The sequence below is a fragment of the Microbacterium sp. genome (assembly GCF_039812165.1).
Lineage (GTDB): Bacteria > Actinomycetota > Actinomycetes > Actinomycetales > Microbacteriaceae > Microbacterium.
Genome location: NZ_JBDIAB010000007.1, coordinates 22,573 through 38,887, shown reverse-complemented (window position 1 = coordinate 38,887; position 16,315 = coordinate 22,573). Strand labels below are relative to the sequence as shown.

At 70.8% G+C, this 16,315-nt stretch carries 17 protein-coding genes, 1 tRNA gene and 1 pseudogene; 9 read left to right on the top strand and 10 right to left on the bottom strand.

Features of this window, described 5'->3' with window-relative positions:
- From WML84_RS01655 to galU, 6 genes and pseudogenes are all read right to left on the bottom strand, one after another.
- Positions 1–674, bottom strand: a 674-nt coding sequence (locus WML84_RS01655) for a carbohydrate ABC transporter permease (protein WP_347344420.1), incomplete at its 3' end; no start/stop codon positions are given.
- Positions 675–683: 9 nt separating this feature from the next.
- A pseudogene (locus WML84_RS01650) lies at positions 684–1,631 on the bottom strand (sugar ABC transporter permease).
- Complete coding sequence (locus WML84_RS01645) at positions 1,631–2,989, bottom strand: extracellular solute-binding protein (RefSeq protein ID WP_347344419.1); 1,359 nt, start codon at positions 2,987–2,989, stop codon at positions 1,631–1,633. The pseudogene WML84_RS01650 and the gene WML84_RS01645 overlap by 1 nt, the downstream one beginning before the upstream one ends.
- 159 nt (positions 2,990–3,148) lie before the next feature.
- Positions 3,149–4,027, bottom strand: a complete 879-nt coding sequence (locus tag WML84_RS01640) for a large exoprotein (RefSeq protein ID WP_347344418.1) — start codon at positions 4,025–4,027, stop codon at positions 3,149–3,151.
- 84 nt (positions 4,028–4,111) lie between these two features.
- Positions 4,112–4,741, bottom strand: a complete 630-nt coding sequence (locus WML84_RS01635; protein ID WP_347344417.1) for a GNAT family protein — start codon at positions 4,739–4,741, stop codon at positions 4,112–4,114.
- Between the two features lie 25 nt (positions 4,742–4,766).
- Entirely contained in the window at positions 4,767–5,645 is an 879-nt protein-coding gene (gene galU, locus WML84_RS01630) for a UTP--glucose-1-phosphate uridylyltransferase GalU (protein ID WP_347344416.1), read from the bottom strand.
- 75 nt (positions 5,646–5,720) lie between these two features.
- On the opposite strand from galU, the gene WML84_RS01625 reads away from it, so the two are divergent.
- The 3 genes from WML84_RS01625 to mscL are packed head-to-tail and all read left to right on the top strand — an operon-like array spanning position 5,721 to position 7,026.
- Positions 5,721–6,314, top strand: coding sequence for a 5-formyltetrahydrofolate cyclo-ligase (locus WML84_RS01625; protein ID WP_347344415.1), 594 nt, complete (start codon positions 5,721–5,723; stop codon positions 6,312–6,314).
- A gap of 14 nt (positions 6,315–6,328) precedes the next feature.
- A complete protein-coding gene (locus WML84_RS01620) occupies positions 6,329–6,583 on the top strand; it encodes an FmdB family zinc ribbon protein (RefSeq protein WP_347344414.1) in 255 nt (84 codons plus the stop codon).
- 26 nt (positions 6,584–6,609) lie between these two features.
- Positions 6,610–7,026, top strand: coding sequence for a large conductance mechanosensitive channel protein MscL (gene mscL, locus WML84_RS01615; protein ID WP_347344413.1), 417 nt, complete (start codon positions 6,610–6,612; stop codon positions 7,024–7,026).
- Between the two features lie 26 nt (positions 7,027–7,052).
- On the opposite strand, the gene WML84_RS01610 is transcribed toward mscL, so the two are convergent.
- Complete coding sequence (locus tag WML84_RS01610) at positions 7,053–7,256, bottom strand: hypothetical protein (protein WP_347344412.1); 204 nt, start codon at positions 7,254–7,256, stop codon at positions 7,053–7,055.
- Complete coding sequence (locus tag WML84_RS01605) at positions 7,243–10,938, bottom strand: AAA family ATPase (RefSeq protein WP_347344411.1); 3,696 nt, start codon at positions 10,936–10,938, stop codon at positions 7,243–7,245. The genes WML84_RS01610 and WML84_RS01605 overlap by 14 nt, the downstream gene beginning before the upstream one ends.
- 201 nt (positions 10,939–11,139) lie before the next feature.
- Between WML84_RS01605 and WML84_RS01600 the strand changes: the two genes are divergently transcribed.
- The 3 genes from WML84_RS01600 to WML84_RS01590 all read left to right on the top strand — a co-directional run bounded on the left by WML84_RS01600 (position 11,140) and on the right by WML84_RS01590 (position 12,436).
- Positions 11,140–11,685, top strand: coding sequence for a methylated-DNA--[protein]-cysteine S-methyltransferase (locus tag WML84_RS01600; protein ID WP_347344410.1), 546 nt, complete (start codon positions 11,140–11,142; stop codon positions 11,683–11,685).
- A 161-nt stretch (positions 11,686–11,846) separates the two neighbouring features.
- Positions 11,847–12,194 (top strand): Lsr2 family protein, encoded by a 348-nt coding sequence (locus WML84_RS01595; RefSeq protein ID WP_347344409.1) that lies wholly within the window; start codon positions 11,847–11,849, stop codon positions 12,192–12,194.
- Between the two features lie 167 nt (positions 12,195–12,361).
- Positions 12,362–12,436, top strand: a tRNA-Arg gene (locus WML84_RS01590).
- A gap of 175 nt (positions 12,437–12,611) precedes the next feature.
- Here the strand turns inward: WML84_RS01590 and WML84_RS01585 are convergent.
- Complete coding sequence (locus WML84_RS01585; RefSeq protein ID WP_347344408.1) at positions 12,612–12,902, bottom strand: hypothetical protein; 291 nt, start codon at positions 12,900–12,902, stop codon at positions 12,612–12,614.
- 213 nt (positions 12,903–13,115) lie between these two features.
- Between WML84_RS01585 and WML84_RS01580 the strand changes: the two genes are divergently transcribed.
- Both WML84_RS01580 and WML84_RS01575 read left to right on the top strand, forming a co-directional pair.
- Positions 13,116–13,523, top strand: a complete 408-nt coding sequence (locus tag WML84_RS01580; protein WP_347344407.1) for a hypothetical protein — start codon at positions 13,116–13,118, stop codon at positions 13,521–13,523.
- On the top strand, positions 13,520–13,657 hold the full coding sequence (locus WML84_RS01575) for a hypothetical protein (RefSeq protein WP_347344406.1): 138 nt from the start codon (positions 13,520–13,522) through the stop codon (positions 13,655–13,657). The genes WML84_RS01580 and WML84_RS01575 overlap by 4 nt, the downstream gene beginning before the upstream one ends.
- A 169-nt stretch (positions 13,658–13,826) precedes the next feature.
- On the opposite strand, the gene WML84_RS01570 is transcribed toward WML84_RS01575, so the two are convergent.
- Positions 13,827–14,750: an antibiotic biosynthesis monooxygenase gene (locus WML84_RS01570; protein WP_347344405.1), complete on the bottom strand. Its 924-nt coding sequence runs from the start codon at positions 14,748–14,750 to the stop codon at positions 13,827–13,829.
- Between the two features lie 261 nt (positions 14,751–15,011).
- On the opposite strand from WML84_RS01570, the gene WML84_RS01565 reads away from it, so the two are divergent.
- On the top strand, positions 15,012–16,295 hold the full coding sequence (locus WML84_RS01565; protein WP_347344404.1) for a DUF222 domain-containing protein: 1,284 nt from the start codon (positions 15,012–15,014) through the stop codon (positions 16,293–16,295).
- The last annotated feature ends 20 nt before the right edge of the window (positions 16,296–16,315 follow it).

The following is a 16,315-nucleotide window of genomic DNA, read 5'->3' as shown; positions in this document are numbered from 1 at the left end:
GTGAAGTTCTGCTCGCTGATCGTCATGATGAGCGGTCGGAAGAACTCGTTCCAGTGGTAGTTGAACGCGAGGATGCCGACGATCGCGAGACCCGGCGTGGCCAGCGGAAGGTAGATGCTGAAGAACACCTTCCAGGGGCCCGCCCCGTCGATCTCGGCTGCCTCGGCGAGCTCCGGCGGCAGTCCCATGAAGTACTGCCGCATGAGGAACGTGCCGAACGCGGTCGGCAGCGCCGGGATGATGAGCGCCAGCAGGGTGTCGGCCAGCCCCATGCCGCGGATCAGCATGAAGACGGGCACGATCGTGACCTGCATCGGGACCATCATCGTGGCGAGGATGAGGCCGAACAGCAGCTTCTTGCTGCGGAACTCGAACCGCGCGAACACGTAGCCGGCCATGGCCGCCGACAGCATCTGCCCGAGGGCGACGATCACCGTCACCAGGGCGCTGTTCCACGTGTACAGCCACACCGGGATCTTCGCGAACACGTCCGCGAAGGCGGCGAGGCCGAACGAGGTGACGTTGGTGACCGGGTCGGTCGGCGTCAGCGCCGTGATCAGGGTCCACACCACGGGACCGAGCGTGAGGAAGACGCCGAGCCCGAGGACGAAGAACTTCCCGAACGCTCCGAGCCTGCTCAGCGGGGAACGCTTCTCTACTGCATCAATGGACATTCTCTGACCTCACCCGTAGAAGACGTAACGCTTGCTGAGCTGGAACTGGATCGCCGTGACCACGATGATCAGGACGGTCAGCACGACGCCGATCGCCGAGGCGAGACCGAACTCGAGCTGCTGGAAGGCGGATTCGTAGATCACCATGACCGCGGTGCGGGTCTCGTCGCCGGGGCCGCCTCGCGTGAGGACGTACGGCTGGTCGAAGATCTGCAGCGCGCTGATGATCGCCATCACCGAGGCGACGAGCATCGTCGGGCTCACGAGCGGCAGCGTGATCTGGCGGAACTGGGTCCAGCCGGTCGCGCCGTCGATCGACGAAGCCTCGTAGACCTCCTTCGGGATCGCCGAGACGCCGCCGATGAACATCAGGAACGTGAAGCCGAAGTTCTGCCACACGTACACCAGCAGCACGACGACCTTCGCCCCGAAGCCGGTGGTCAGCCAGCCGACCTTCGCGAAGCCCAGGAAGCTCAGGAACTGGTTGATGAGACCGAACTCCTGGTTGAACAGGTACGCCATGATCAGCGACACGGATGCCGCCGACAGGATGAGCGGGAAGAACAGCGACGAGCGGAAGAACGTCCGGAGCCAGTTCGGCATCTTCGACTGCACGAGGATCGCGAGCCCCAGTGCGACCGCGAGCTGCACGATCACCGCGACGATCACGAACCCGATCGTGTTCAGGAACGAGACCCGCACCGTGGGGTTCGACGCGAGCTCGACGAAGTTGTCGACGCCGACGAACTCGGGCGCGGTGATGATGTCTCAGCGGAAGAACGCGAGGATCACCGAACCGATGATCGGGATGAAGGCGAACAGCCCCAGTCCGATCAGGGTCGGCGCGAGGAACACCCAGATGAGCAGGCGGCTGCCGCGCTTGCCCTCCGGTGCGCTTCCCTTTCTCTTGCCCGTCACCACGGTACGCGTGGTCGGCGGGGCGACTGTCGTAGCCATCAACGCTCCCTCAGTGCGAGTTCGAGGTCGCGCTGCATGGTCTCGAGACCCCGCCTGACCCCATCCGGTCCATTGGTGATCGTGCCGACCACGTTCTTGATCAGCGCGGATTCGACGGCCGCCTGCTGCGGCGGCGCCGGCATCGGTCCCGTGTCGGGGAACTTCTCCAGCGTGTCGTAGAAGACCTCCCAGTGCTTCGGGCCGAGCCCCGCGCCGTAGACCTCGTCGTTGATCGACTTCCGCGGGATCGAGGAGTCCGGCTTCTTGTGCGCGATCCGCAGCCCCTCGGCCGAGACGGCGAACTTCAGCCACTCCCAGGCCTCGTCCTTGCGCGGCGAGGTGTCCATGATCGCGTAGCCGCCGGCGCCGAACTGGTGCCGCTGGCCGCGCATCTTCGGGAAGTACGTCACGTCGTACTCGTCGTTGCCGACGCCGGCGTCGTGGAGGCCCTGCACCCAGAAGCCGCCCGCCGGGGTCATGCCGACCGCACCCGTGGAGAACAGGGCGACCAGCTCGTTGCCGCCGCCCTGCGCCGGGTTGGCCGCGAGCCCCTCGCGGACCATCTGCTCGAGGACCGCGAAGCTCTCCACCGTCTTGTCGTTGAGCGCGTCCGCGCTCTCCCACAGGTAGCCGCCGCCACGGGGCGCGATGTCGGGGTAGAACTTGTCCCACAGCCACTCGCCGCCGGGAGCCTTCTCTTCGGTGAGGAAGCTGGTCTGGTTGATGTAGAGCCACGGCACGACGCCGCCCCACAGGCGGTTGTTCCAGAAGTACGGCAGGAACGAGCCCGGATTGCCCGACTTCATGTTGCGCGCCACCGCGAAGAAGTCGTCGAGGCTCCAGTCGTCCCTGGGCCGCTCCATGCCGGCGTTCGCGAGCGCCGACGTGTTGTAGAACACGTTGGCGGCGTTGAAGTTGTCGGGCAGCATGAAGAGGTTGCCCTTGTACAGCATCGAGTCGACGAGCGCCGGGTGCGTGTCGTCGAAGTACTCCTTCATCTCGTCGGCGTCGCGCTGCACGTACTCGTCGATCGGGGCGGCCATGCGCGAGGCGAACAGCTGCGTGCCCTCGGTGGCCACCGAGACGATGTCGGGCGGGCTGCCTGCGGCCACCATCGTCAGGATCTTCGCGAAGAACGTGCTCCAGTCCTGACCCTGGATGGCCACGATCCGCACCGCGATGCCCGGGTGCTTGCGCTGGAAGGCGTCCACGAGTTCCTGGCGGTCCGCCGCGGCCTGCGCGTTGCCGAACAGGGCGATGGTGAGAGCGTCTTCGCCGCGACCCGGGATATCGGCACCCGTCAGGCGCGGCCACGATATGGCCGTGCCGACGATGCCGAGCCCTAGGGCCCCGATCATCGCTCTCCGTGTGAGGTCAACCACTATGTTGCTCCTTCTCTGGAGGGGAACTCATCGCGGTCTAACACGTGTTAGGCCGCTCGGTTCATCCTGACCATTTGCTGGGAGCGCGTCAAGTACGAGTTACCGGCGTGTCGGTGAGCGTTCTCGAACCGATACTCAGCCGGCGGCGCGACGACGCAGGAGCTCGCGCACGTGCGCCTCGATCTCGGCGTCGTCGAGACGCGGCGCGGCCGCACGGGCCGAGCGGGCGACCTCGATCGAGGTCGGACGAAGCGCCTCGGCGCGAGCGCGCTTGGCCTCTTCGAGCGCCGCCTGGCGGAGGGCCGCACGAGCCGACTCCGCGTCGAGCACCGCGGCCGCACGCGAGCCGGGCTGCGACGTGAGCGGCCGCGGCAGGGTGCGGGGCGCCCATTGCCGATCGGATGCCTCGAGCGCGACGTCCTGGACCGATGCGACCGGACGGGCCTCGATCTCGACCTCCTTGGCGACGGCGCGCGCGTTGACGCGCGACGCGCGCCACAGCACGAGGACCGCCACGAGCGCGGTGGCGACGCCGGCCCACAGGAGGAGCTGCGCGCCGGTCGTCACGATCTCGTAGGCGCCCCACGCGGCCGCCCCGACGCCGGCGATGCCGATCGTCGTCATGAGCAGCCGGAGCCGGCGGCGTGCACGGGCGCGACGGGCCGCCGGGGCTGCACGGCGCGCCGCGCGTTCGGCGCGCTCGCGCTCGCGTTCCGTCTTCGCGTCCTCGCGGTCGGCGAGCTCTCGCTCGAGCGCCGCCCGCTCGCGCTCGGCGAGCGCGCGCTTCGCGAGCCGCTGCTGCGCGTGCGCCGTGCGCGCGTTGAGCTCGACGCGCACCTCGTCGGGCGCGTCGCTCGTCTCGGCGAGCACCCGCAGGGCCTGGCTGAGGCGCACGGCGTTGCGCTCGGCGGCGTTGTACTGGTGGCGGTGGTGCCACGAGGGCAGCAGGTAGACGAGCCACAGGACCACAGCGACGAGAACGATCACACCACCGCCGAGGACCTGCTCACCCATGCTGTCCACGGTAGGGCCACTCGCCGTCGTGGCCCCGGCATCCGCCCGCGTGTCTCACGTTCGACTGCAGGTCGAAGGTTCCGGTCAGGTCGCCAGGCGGTCGGCGGGCGGGATCGTGGCCGCATCCCGCGGCACGCGGCCCGACACCCAGCGCTCCAGGACGCCCTCCGGGACCTCCTCGCGCACCAGCGCGAACGCGTAGTGGTCGCGCCACTCGCCGTCGATGTGGATGTACTTGCGGCGCAGTCCCTCGTAGCGGAAGCCGAGCTTCTCGACCACGCGCAGGCTCGCGTGGTTCTCCGGACGGATGCACACCTCCATGCGGTGCAGGCGCAGGTCGGTGAAGCACACGTCGGTCGCGAGCGCCACGCACGTCGGCGTGATGCCCCGGCCCGCGTACCGCTCGCTCACCCAGTACCCGATCGTGGCCGACGAGAGCGACCCGCGTGCGATCCCCCACACGTTCAGCTGACCGGTCACCTGACCCTGGTACTCCATCACGAACGGCACGCCGCCGCCGTCGCGATACTGCTGCAGCAGTCGTCGCACGCCGATCCTCATGTCCAGCGACACGGCCCCGTCGGGGCTCGTCGCCTCCCACGGGCGCAGCCACGACCGGTTGTCCATCAGCTCGGACTGCAGCACGCGCGCATCGCGCGACTTGACGAGCCGGATCGAGAACGGCCCGTGCTGGCGCGGCGCGGTCGGGTCCACGCGACTCCCCTCGCGCAGGGCGGCGTCAGAGCGTCGCCGCGAAGTCCTTCAGCCACGGACGCAGCTCGGGTCCGAGATCGTCACGATCCGCGGCGAGCTGCACGATGGCCTTGATGTAGTCCAGCCTATCGCCGGTGTCGTAGCGCCGACCGCGGAAGACGACGCCGCGCACGCGGCCCTGCGTCGCGAGCTCCTGCAGCGCGTCGGTGAGCTGGATCTCGCCGCCCTTGCCCGGCGCGGTGCGGGCCAGGATCTCGAACACGTCCGGCGTGAGCACGTAGCGGCCGATGACGGCGAGGTTCGAGGGCGCCTCCTCGGCCTTGGGCTTCTCGACCAGGCCGGTGACCTGCACGATGTTCGGGTCGTCGCCGGCCTCGACCGCGGCGGCGCCGTACATGTGGATGTGGTCGGGGTCGACCTCCATGAGCGCGATCACCGACACGCCGGTGCGCTCGTGCTCCTCGAGCATCGTGGTCAGGAGCGGATCCCGCTCGTCGATGAGATCGTCGCCGAGCAGCACGGCGAACGGCGAGTCGCCGACGTGCGAACGCGCGCGCAGCACGGCGTGCCCGAGGCCGCGCGGTGCGCCCTGGCGCACGAAGTGGATGTCGGCGAGACCGCTCGACTCCTGCACGCGCTGCAGCCGCGCCAGATCGCCCTTGTTCTTGAGGTTGGACTCGAGCTCGGGCACCGAGTCGAAGTGGTTCGACAGCGCGTTCTTGTTGCGGCCGAGGATGATGAGGATGTCTTCGATCCCCGCGTCGGTCGCCTCTTCCACCACGTACTGGATCGCGGGCTTGTCGACGACGGGGAGCATCTCTTTGGGCATCGCCTTCGTCGCCGGCAGGAAGCGCGTTCCGAGCCCGGCCGCGGGGATGACGGCTTTGATGGGGTGCTGGGGCATGCGGTCAACTCTATCGATGTCGCTGTGATCGGCCGATATGCCGCTCCGCGGACACCCGCGCCTACAATCGAGGGTATGGCCGACGCCCTCGACAACGCCAAGCGTGCGATGCGTGCCGACCTCCGCGAGCGACGTCACCAGCGCTCCGCGGCGGCGCTCGAGGCCGCGTCGGAGGGCGTGCACGAGCAGCTCGACCGGCTCGTCGAGTCCTTGGGCGTGCGCTCGATGTCGTGCTTCCTGTCCACGACGACCGAGCCGGGCACGCGCTCCTTCGTGACGGATGCCGTGCGCCGCGGCATCCGGGTCCTGCTGCCGGTCACGCGTGCCGACGGGCTGCTGGACTGGGCCGTCGCCGACGAGGACGGGGAGGTCGTCGAAGGCCTGTTCGGCCTGCCCGAGCCCGCCGGCGAGACGCTCAGCCCGATGGCCGTCGGCGAGGTCGACCTGCTCGTGATCCCGGCGGCCGCGGTGGACCGCACCGGCATGCGGCTCGGCTGGGGTCGCGGCTACTTCGACAAGACCCTCGGTTCGATGGAGGGCTGTCCTCCGGTCTACGCTGTCATCTTCGACTCCGAACTCGTCGACGACGTCCCGCGGGACGTGCACGACCAGCCGGTCACCGGGGTCGTCACCCCCACTCGCACCGTCACGCTCTCTGCGCGACGCTGACAACCAGAGGTCCCATGCCCACGTACGCCTATGCCTGCAAGGACTGCGGGCACCGCTTCGACGCGGTCCAGTCGTTCGCCGAGCCGGCGCTGACCGAGTGCCCGCAGTGCGGCGGCGCCCTGCGGAAGCGCTACGACTCGATCGGAGTCACCTTCAACGGCTCCGGCTTCTACCGCACCGACTCGCGTGCCGCGGCCTCGGGGGGTGAGTCCGCGTCGGCGAAGCCGGCCGCGGCCGCCGCCGCACCGGCCGCGAGCGGCGACAACTGAATCGAGCAACGAACGGGGAGGACACCATGCTCAAGGGATTCAAAGACTTCATCATGCGCGGAAACGTCATCGACCTCGCGGTCGCCGTCGTCATCGGCGCCGCGTTCACGGCGGTGGTCAACGCCGTCGTCGCCAGCGTCATCGAGCCGCTCATCGCGCTCGTCTGGGCGCCCGACGAGAACGGCACGATCGGCTGGACCGTGCCGGGCCTGCACGGCCCCGTGACGTTCCCGGTCAGCGACCTCATCAACGCGGCGATCAGCTTCCTCGCGGTCGCAATCGTCGTCTACTTCGTGTTCGTCCTGCCGATGAACACGTGGAAGGAGCGTCAGGCCGCCAAGGCCGGCGTCGTCGAGGAGGAAGAGGAGAAGCTCCCCACCGAGCAGGAGCTCCTCGTCCAGATCCGCGACCTGCTCGAGCGCAGCAGCGCTCCGAAGGCCTGAGCCGCCGAGGCCCCGCCGCGCTCGGCTCAGTAGTGCGGCGGGACCTCGCGGCGCAGCCGCTCGTCGTTGGGGCCCGATCCGTCGGGACCGGATGCCGTGACCGCCCGTGCGGTCGCGGCATCCGTCGTCTCGGCCGCCGTCGGCTCGCCGGTCGTGCCGGGCACGGGCGTCAGCTGCGCACGGCGGGAGCCGGGCACGCGGACGACGCGCTGCCGGTCACTCGATGACATCGATCGGCTGCGTCGTCGTGTCGGTGGTCGGCGTCTCGGGCTCGACGCCGAGGATCGCCGCGATGCGCGAGGCGACGTCGGCCGGGTCGCTGTAGAGGTCGAACGCGTGCACGCGGATGTAGTGCCAGCCGAGCCGGCGCAGGATCTGCGGCCGCAGCCGCAGCGACTCGCGCAGCGACTCCCCCGTGGTCTCGGGGTCGCTCTCCACGACGACCGCCTTGCCCTCGCGCTGGGCGACCAGCGGCAGCCGGCCGCGGTAGTCCACGTCGACGGCGACGCCGAGGGCGCGCAGGTGCCGCGCGAGACCGAGCGTGAGCGGGTCGGCGAGGTCCTCGAGGCGCGCGTCGCGCGCGCGGGCGGCGAGGCCGCCGAGCACCGACATGAGGGTGGCCGCGCCGTACTCGAGCCGGCCGTCGTCGAACGACGAGGGACGGATCGACGACACGATGACCATCGAGCGGCGCGCACGGGTCATGCCGACGGTCAGCAGCCGCTCCCCGTCGGGACGCGACAGGTCGCCGAAGTCGCTGAGCACGCGGCCGTGCTTGGTGAGGCCGAACCCGAGCGAGAAGATCACGCGGTCGCGGCTCTCGGCGACCGACTCGTCGAGCGTGAGCACCGCGAAGGGCTCGGCCGTGTCGCGTCCGACGAAGTCGGCGACGTCGGCGCGCCCGGCGAACGCCGCCGAGACGGCCGCGCGCACGCGCTCGGCGTGACGGGCGGAGGCGGTCACGACCATGAGCGACTCGGCCGGGCGGTTCACAGCGTGCTCGACGACGAGCGTCACGACGCGCGCCACCTCGGTCTCGGGGCTCTCGACCGCGCCGGTGATGGGGTCGGGGGTTCCGCTGCCGCCCTCGACGTAGTCGACGGTGAGGCTGCCGCGGCCGAGGTACGAGCCCGCCCAGGGCAGGGAGACGATCTCGCCGCCGTAGAACGCGTCGTTGACGAGCTCGGCGAGGTCCTCGCCGCCGGCGCGGTAGCTGCGGGTGAGCGTCTCCACCGGCACCAGCTCGGCGAGCCGCTCGAACACGCTCGTGGTGTCGAACTCGGCGTCGAGGTCGTCCCCGTCGGCCGGACGGCCCGCCGCCACGCGGAACGGCGTCGGACGCTGCGTGACGGGGTCGCCGAACAGCACGACCTGGCGCGCGCGACGCAGCGCCGGAACGGCCTCGGCGAGGCTCAGGGCACCGGCATCCGCGACGATGACGACGTCGAAGTCGGGACGGTCGGGGATCGCCGGCACGTCGTAGGGCGTGGACAGCCACACCGGTGCGAGCGTGCGCAGCAGCGTCGGCGCCGCGGCGATCAGCTCGGCGGCGTCGGACGTGCCGGCGCGCAGGGCGGCCTTCAACGCGTTCGCCTCGGCGGCCTCGTCGACGATCGCGATCCTCCAGCGCGTCGCGAGCTCGGCGGCCAGGAGCGGACCCGACGACGCGGCGTGGGCCTCGTCGACCAGGCGGAAGTCGCGCTCGAGGCGGTCGACGACGGACGTGTTGGCGCCCAGCAGCGCACGCTCGCTGCGCAGCAGCGCCTCGAGCACCGACTGCCACCACGCGAACTCGAACTCGGCGGCCACCTGCTCCTCGGGCACGTGGCGCATCGACAGCTCGGTGAGCAGGGGCTCCAGTCCCAGCGCGGCGAGGTCGCTGCGCAGGGCGGCCCGCTCGACCAGGTTGTCGAACACGGCCGACTCGGCGGCGAGCCCGGCGAGCGTGCGCAGGAGCTCGGGGATCGGCGTCTCGGCCAGGGGCATCGTGCGCCCCACGATGCGGTCCAGCTCGCCCAGGTCGGCGTCGACGCTCTGCCACGCGGCCGCGAGGTCGTCGAGGCCGGCGGGGAGATCGGGCAGCACGCCGGGGTCGACGAGGCGCTCCCAGCCGTTGCGCTGCGCCTGCACGCGGACGAGCGCGTCGTGCATGTCGCCGATGTGCATGCCGGGCCGGACGTACTCCTTCGCCAGGCGGCGCAGGTGGCGGCGGTTTGCCCTGGTCATCGCCGGTGCGGTTCCGCGCGGCGCGTGCGCCTGGATCAGGTCGCCGAGCGGGCGCTCGAACACCGTGAGGCTGAAGCGGTCGAGGGACGAGCGGATGCCCTGCAGCAGGCGGATGTATCCGCCGAGCTCGGCGATCGTCGTGAAGGGCCGCAGGCGCGTCTGCGCGGTGAGCTCGTAGCCGCGCTCGAGGATGACCGGCACCACCGTGCGGTGCAGACGCCCGGCGAGGTCGTGCGCCGCGCGGGCCTGCTCGGTGGTCTCGAACGCCACGCCGTACCAGGGCGAGTCGTCGGGGCCGAAGCGGAACTCTCCCAGCCGCGCCGCCGCGGCGAGCGACGCGGTCGCCTCCACGCGTCGGGTGGCCAGCCGCTGCAGCGTGGCGAGGTCGAACCGCGTCTCGGTCGCGGGCGTCGGCGTCTGGCCCACGAGCGTCGTGAGCGAGCGCAGGGCCTGCAGCGGCGAGACGCCGAGCTGGGGATGCCGTTCGGTCAGCGCCACGCGGTAGTCGCGCAGCACGGCGCGCAGCCGCACCAGCGCGTCGTCGACCTCGCTCACCTTGGGCGGCTGGGCCTTCTCGTTGCGTGCGATCGCCCGGATGAGGTCGCGGTGCAGGCGGCTCGGCGAGACGGCGAGCCCCGGCAGGGCGATGCCGGCGAGCCGGTGACGGACGCCTTCGAGCGTGGAGCGGCGCGCGCTGACGACGAGCACGCGCTTGCCGGCGCGCACGAGCTCGCCGACCGCGTTGATGACGGTCTGCGTCCCGCCGGTGCCGGGAAGGGTCTGCACGACGAGCGACTGGCCCGCCGTGATGCGGGTCAGGACGGCCTCCTGCTCGGCGTCGGCGTCGAGCAGCAGCCGGTCCGACGCCGGCGGGCGCTCGTCGGCGCCGACCACCGCGGGGGTCGCGCGCCGCAGCGACAGCTCCTCGCGGGCGGCGGCATGGCCGGCGAGCGCGCTCAGCACGGGATGGTCGAGGTCAGCGGCATCCCGCGCCATCGGGGAGGACACGTCGGCGAACGTCGAGACGATGAGCCGCGGCTGCACCGTGAAGCTCTCGATGTGCGACGTCAGCGCGCGGAGGCGGTCGATCACCGGCTGCGGCTTGAACACGCCGGTCTCGTCGGCGAGCGACGCCAGCTCGCGGCCGTCGAGCTCGATGCCGAACTGGTCGCGGACCGCGTTCACGAGCTCGGGGTTCACGACGAACGAGCCGTGCAGCGTGAGGTCGAAGTCGGCGTGGTGGCGGCGGATCCGCAGCGGCCGCAGCAGGACGGGCGCGGCGTACGACCGCTCGCCGTCGCGCCACGAGGCCATGCCGACGGCCAGGTTCACCGTGTCGAGGCCGCGGGAGGTGCGCAGCTCCACGTCCTTCGCGGTGATCCGGTCGGCGGCCAGGCGCGCGGTGCGCAGGGCGACCTCGTCGCGGAACAGGTTCGACAGCAGCGTGGAGCGCCCGGTGATGAACTGCGGGAGGCTGCCCGGGTGCGCCTTCGCCATGTCGATGCCGGCGTCGCCGCCGTCGGCGTAGTGCAGCAGGGTCGACGGGCCGCCCAGCTGCGCGGTCTCGATGCGCAGGCGGTCGCGTTCGGCCTCGGCGACGTGGATCACATTCACTCCCGGCTCGGACAGTCCCAATTCCCCCGGGTCGACGGACGTCGCGTGCTCGGCATCATCCGCATCCGGCACAGCGCCGTCCTCTGATCGCCACACACGAATACCCTATGCGCCCCGGCCGGAGCCTGCGGTGAGCGCCCGCCGAGTTTCGCCCGATTGACCGGGACTCCCCCGGCGACCGGGGATTCCTCCACATCGGGGGACCCGGCCGGGTTGTCCACGGATGTCGCGGACCGCGCTGTCGGCGTCGCCGGTGCGGTTCATCATGGAGCCATGACCCGCACCGCCTTCTCCCTCCACCCGACGCCGATCGGCGAGGTGCTCGTCGTCGTGAGCGACGACGGCCTGGTTGCCCTGCGGGTGCTCGACGGCCCCGACGACGACGCCCTGGCCGAGCTCGGCCATGCGCTCGGCGCGTTCCCGTCGCCGGACGACGAGGCCACGGCATCCGTCGCCGCTCAGCTCGACGAGTACTTCGCGGGCGTGCGGCGGGATTTCGAGCTCGCGCTGGACTGGCGCCTGGTGCACGGGTTCACGCGCGAGGCGCTCGAGGCGGTGTGCGAGATCCCGTACGGCGAGACCGCATCGTACGGCGAGGTCGCGATCACCGCGGGAAGGCCCCGCGCGCACCGCGCCGTCGGCACCGCGTGCGCGCGCACCCCGATGTCGATCGTGGTGCCGGCGCATCGCGTCGTGCGCGCCGACGGCTCGATCGGCGGGTACGGCGCGACCCCCGAGCACAAGCGCTTCCTCCTCGACCTCGAGGCGCGCGTCCTCGCCGGCTCCCCCGGCGAGCCCTCGAACCCCTCGGGCGTGTAGGCCGTCCGCGGATGCGCGGCCCCGGGCGAGACGTCCGGGGCCGCGATATCGATGCGACAATGCGGACGATCGAAGGACGGGCCGAATTGTCTCGGATGAGAATGCCGTCCTTTTCCCGGTGCGACGTATTGTCACGCGGATCGGGTCGGTAGAGTTGTCGTATGGCTCGCAGAATCGTGCATCAACTCGTCGACGATCTCGACGGAACCGTGCTGGAGGTCGGTGCGGGAGAGACCGTCCGCTTCTCTCTCGACGGGGTCGCCTACGAGGTCGACCTGACCGACGCGAACGCCGCGGCGCTCCGCGACGCGCTCGCCCCCTACATCGCCGCCGCCCGCTCGGTGTCGTCCCGCGCCGCGGCCTCCGGCGGAGGCAATCGCCGGCAGCGCCGCTCCGGCCAGCGGGACTACGGACCCGTGCGCGCGTGGGCCTCCGAGAACGGCTACAAGGTCTCGGAGCGCGGCCGCATCCCGGCGTCCGTGCTCGAGGCGTACGACGCCGCGCACTGACCGTCGCACGCATCGACCGTCGCGCGGCCTGACGCCGCGCGGCCGATCGTCGGAGATCGGCGCATCTTCGGATTCATGTTGCCCACGGCATCCGGAGAACCGCCGATTTCCGATGCATTGCCGCGATATCGTGCGGCGGATGCCGTCGCACTAGACTCGACGGGCCAGCCTCTGTAGCTCAATGGAAGAGCAGTTGCGTCCTAAGCAAACGGTTGGGGGTTCGAGTCCCTCCAGGGGCACCATTCTTTTGCCCGCGTGGAAGACGATTCCGGCAAACGAGGTCCTCGGCTCGGGATTTCGTCCATGACGTCGATTCGCCTGCTCCGGCTCCCACGGAACACCGGAGGATATGCGGCGCCGACCGGGCGGAATATCCGACCGATCTCTGACCACAGGTCTTGTCGTCGACGTCGGCGCTCAGATCGGCTCCGGCGGCGCCGGCACGGTCGGCTCATCCGGCGTGGGCGCGAGGGGCTCCTCTGGTGCGGGGACGAGCGGCTCGTCCGGATGCGCTGGAGGCGGCTCGGGCGCGTCCGGCTCGCCGGGGCCGGTCGGAGGCGCGGGCGGAGGACCGGGCTCCACGGGAGCGGTCGGAACGGGCGGCGCGCCCGGAACGTCCTGCGGCTGCTCGCCGGGCAGCGCGGCGTCGATCGGCGGGATGCCGGTGACTCCGCTCGCTTCGGGGGGTTGGGGGATGACAGTGCTCATGCGATCGAGCCTGATCCGGCATCCGCCGCACGCATACGGGGTTGACAAGTGCTCGATCGCGCGGCGCGGCGCGGTCACGACAGACCGCCAGCCGGATGCGACAGGTCGCGCGCGTCCCGGGTAGCCTGCTGTGCAGACGCCCTCACGACTGGCCCCGCTACGTGAGGCAGCGATACCATCGCACGGCGACGACAGTGGGGCGAGGTGGGTTCGATGTCAGCGACGCAGGTGCGCGAGGTCGACGCTCGCGAGGAGGCGACGATCCCTCCCGCGGACCGGGTCATGCGCAGACTCCTGCGCGTCTCCACGACCGATCGCCGTGCCGTGGGCAGCGCTCATCGCGCGTTCCGCGTGTCGATCGTGGTCTCGGCGGTCCGCTGCCTGATCACCTACCTCGCGGTCCCGATCCTCATCCCGATCGCCGCCGTCGCCGGCCTCGTCGCGACCCCGATCAGCATCGCCCTGTGCGCGTTCGCGATCGTCAACGGCGTGATCAGCGTCCGCCGATTCTGGGTCGCGAACCACCGCTACCGATGGATGTACACGGGCTTCATGGCTGTCGTGTTCGCGGTGCTCGTCGTGGCGCTCGTGACCGACATCGGCAGATTGGCGGGCGCATGACCGACGTGACGGAACAGAACCCCGCCGCCGAGGACGACGCCGACGGCTCGTCGAAGGGCGTGTGGACGACGGTCGGCTTCTTCGTGGCCTTCGTCGTGCTGGCCTCGAGCTGCGTCGCGATCCAGATCTTCTGAGCGCGCGGGCGGCTCCGGTCGACGACGAGGTCCGCTCTCGCGCCGAATGCGACCCGGATCGAGGCTGGATCGCTCGAAGCGTCGCTGAGAACACCGGATCCGTTCATCCAGCCCTCGTTCGGTCGGATGACGCGGGAGCCGGGCGAACGGCGCACCCGTGCGCGATCGATCAGAGCTGCAGGACGGGGACCGAGCCGAAGATCGCGAGCACGACGGCATAGCCCGCGCACACGGCGACCGTGCCGACGAGGCTCACCCGCGGGCGCGCACCCTCGACCGGATCGAGCCAGCGCGCGAGCACGCGATGCGCCAACGGCATGAGCGCCCAGGTCAGCAGCGCGATGCTGACGGCGAGACTGATGAACGTCGCGAGCCAGGGCTGCGGCGCGAAGGAGTGGATGAGCGGGTTCACGAAGCGCGCCAGCAGCATGACCGCGGGATAGAGGATCAACTGGATCATCATCGCCGTCTTCCAACTGGGCGTGACGGCGGCGTGACCGTCGGTGATGCGCACGGTAGAGCCGAACGACGTCGCCGTCGTCGCGTGCGACTCCTGGCTCAGGAGCGCCGCACGGTCGGGAAGGGCCCTGGTCAGGTCGGCGGAGGCGAGCCACGCGCTCAGCTGCGCCTCGGTGCGGAAGCGGATGATCGACGACCAGGTCGGCTGGTGCGGGGCCGGAGGGAACACGGCGGAGCCCTCGTAGCCCGGCTGCGCGCGCTCCACGCGGGCGAGGTTCTCGGCGGTCGCGACGAACGCGTCCTCGCGCCCCGGCTGAGCGACGTCGCGCACCAGCAGCACGCCCGGCGTGCGCGGCACGCCGTCGACGAACAGCTCCATCCCGAGTCGGAGATAGGGCGCGCCGACGAGCAGATCGCGGGCGCGGTCCATCCAGTCATGCAGGTGGCCCTCGTCGTCGAAGACGACCGCGATGGCCCAGTCCAGCAACGGGGACGTGAGCACCGAGAGCCGCCAGCCGGAGAACCCGGCGGCGACCGCGGCGTCAGCCGCGACCGCCTCGGCGAAGGCGGTGAAGCCCGACGCCTCGCCCGCGCGGTGGAAGCTGAGAAAAGCCGTCGCCTGACCGTCGACCACCGGAACCTGCCTTCGCGTTCGGCACGTCGTGCCGGGATGCCCCGTTGCATCCTGACGGAACATTAGCGTGATCCTCGTGCGTCCGCGTGCGCGGGCGCCGCGTCACCGTCGGCGATGTGCGATCGCTGCCCGTCGTGCGGCGATCAGACCGGACGCTCCGGACGACGGGACGCCGAGAACAGCGACTCGTGATCGAACATCTCTATGATACGTCGAGATAGGTCACTCTATACACTCGTTCTTTTGTACTATACTGGAGTCATGGAACCCGACGCCCAGCTGCCGCCCGACCCGCTCGCGGGCATGCAGTTGCCGCTGCCGGAGCCGGGCGATGGACCCGACGATCTCGGCCTCGTGTGCGAGGTCGACGCGATGGTCGCGGTGTTCGCCGCACAGCGATACACGAACGTCGAGGCAATGCGGCGTGGTGCACTCGCAAGCGGCGCCTATGGCGGCGTGGCTGAGATCGCCGAGCGTTCGCTCCGGCTCGAGCTCGCCTCGGCGCTGCGCGTGTCGGAGTACGCGGCGGGGATGCTGATCACCCGCGCCTCCGCGCTGTCCGCGCGCTACCCTGGCGCCCTGCAGTCGCTGGCGCACGCGCGGATCACCGAGCGGCACGCCGAGATCCTCACCGACGAGCTCGAGCGGGTGGAGCCGGACGTGCGCGAGCGGCTCGCGCCGCTGGCCGTCGAACTGGCCGAGGCCGAACCGGTCGGAGTGTTCCGTCGCAGGCTCGCCACGCTGATCGAGACGGCCCGTGCGGCAACCCTGTCCGAACGGCACGAGGAGGCGCTCGCGGCACGGCGCACGTGGGTGGAGCCCGCCCGCGACGGCATGGCGACCCTCGAACTGTACGCGCCCGCGGTCGAGGTGCACGCCGCACACGAACGCGCCACCGCGATCGCGAAGGTCCTGAAGGCTCGCGACGGCGAGACGCGCACGCTCGATCAGCTCCGCGCAGACGTGATGTGCGACCTGCTCGTCGACGGCGACACCGCCGCGCATCCGGCCGAGGCGAGCGGCATCCGCGCGAGCGTGGTCGTCACCGTCCCCGCCCTCGCGCTCCTCGATGACGAGCGTGCCGACGCGAGCGATCCGGCCGTGGTCGAAGGCGTCGGCCCCATCCCGATCGAGACCGCGCGGCAGCTGTGCGGCGGCGCCGTCGGCTGGATGCGAGTGCTCACTCACCCCGAGACCGGAGCGGTGCTCTCCGTCGGACGCAAGAGGTACCGCCCGCCGGCATCCATGCGGCGTCTCGTGCGCTGGCGTGCGGATCGGTGCATGGCTCCCGGGTGCGGCATGCCCGCATCGCGCTGCCAGATCGACCACAACGTCGCATGGGAGCATGGCGGGCATACCGCGGTGTGGAATCATGCCCCGTTCTGCCAAGGTCACCACACCGTCAAGCACCACGGCGGGTGGACGATCCGACAATTGGAGGGCGGGGCCGTCGAATGGACCTCGCCGACCGGCAGACGCTACATCGTCCAACCCGAGCGACCGATGCCGGTCTTCCGCGTCCAGCACGGGCCGCCGCCCTTCTGACCGGGATGCCCGCGGCAGGC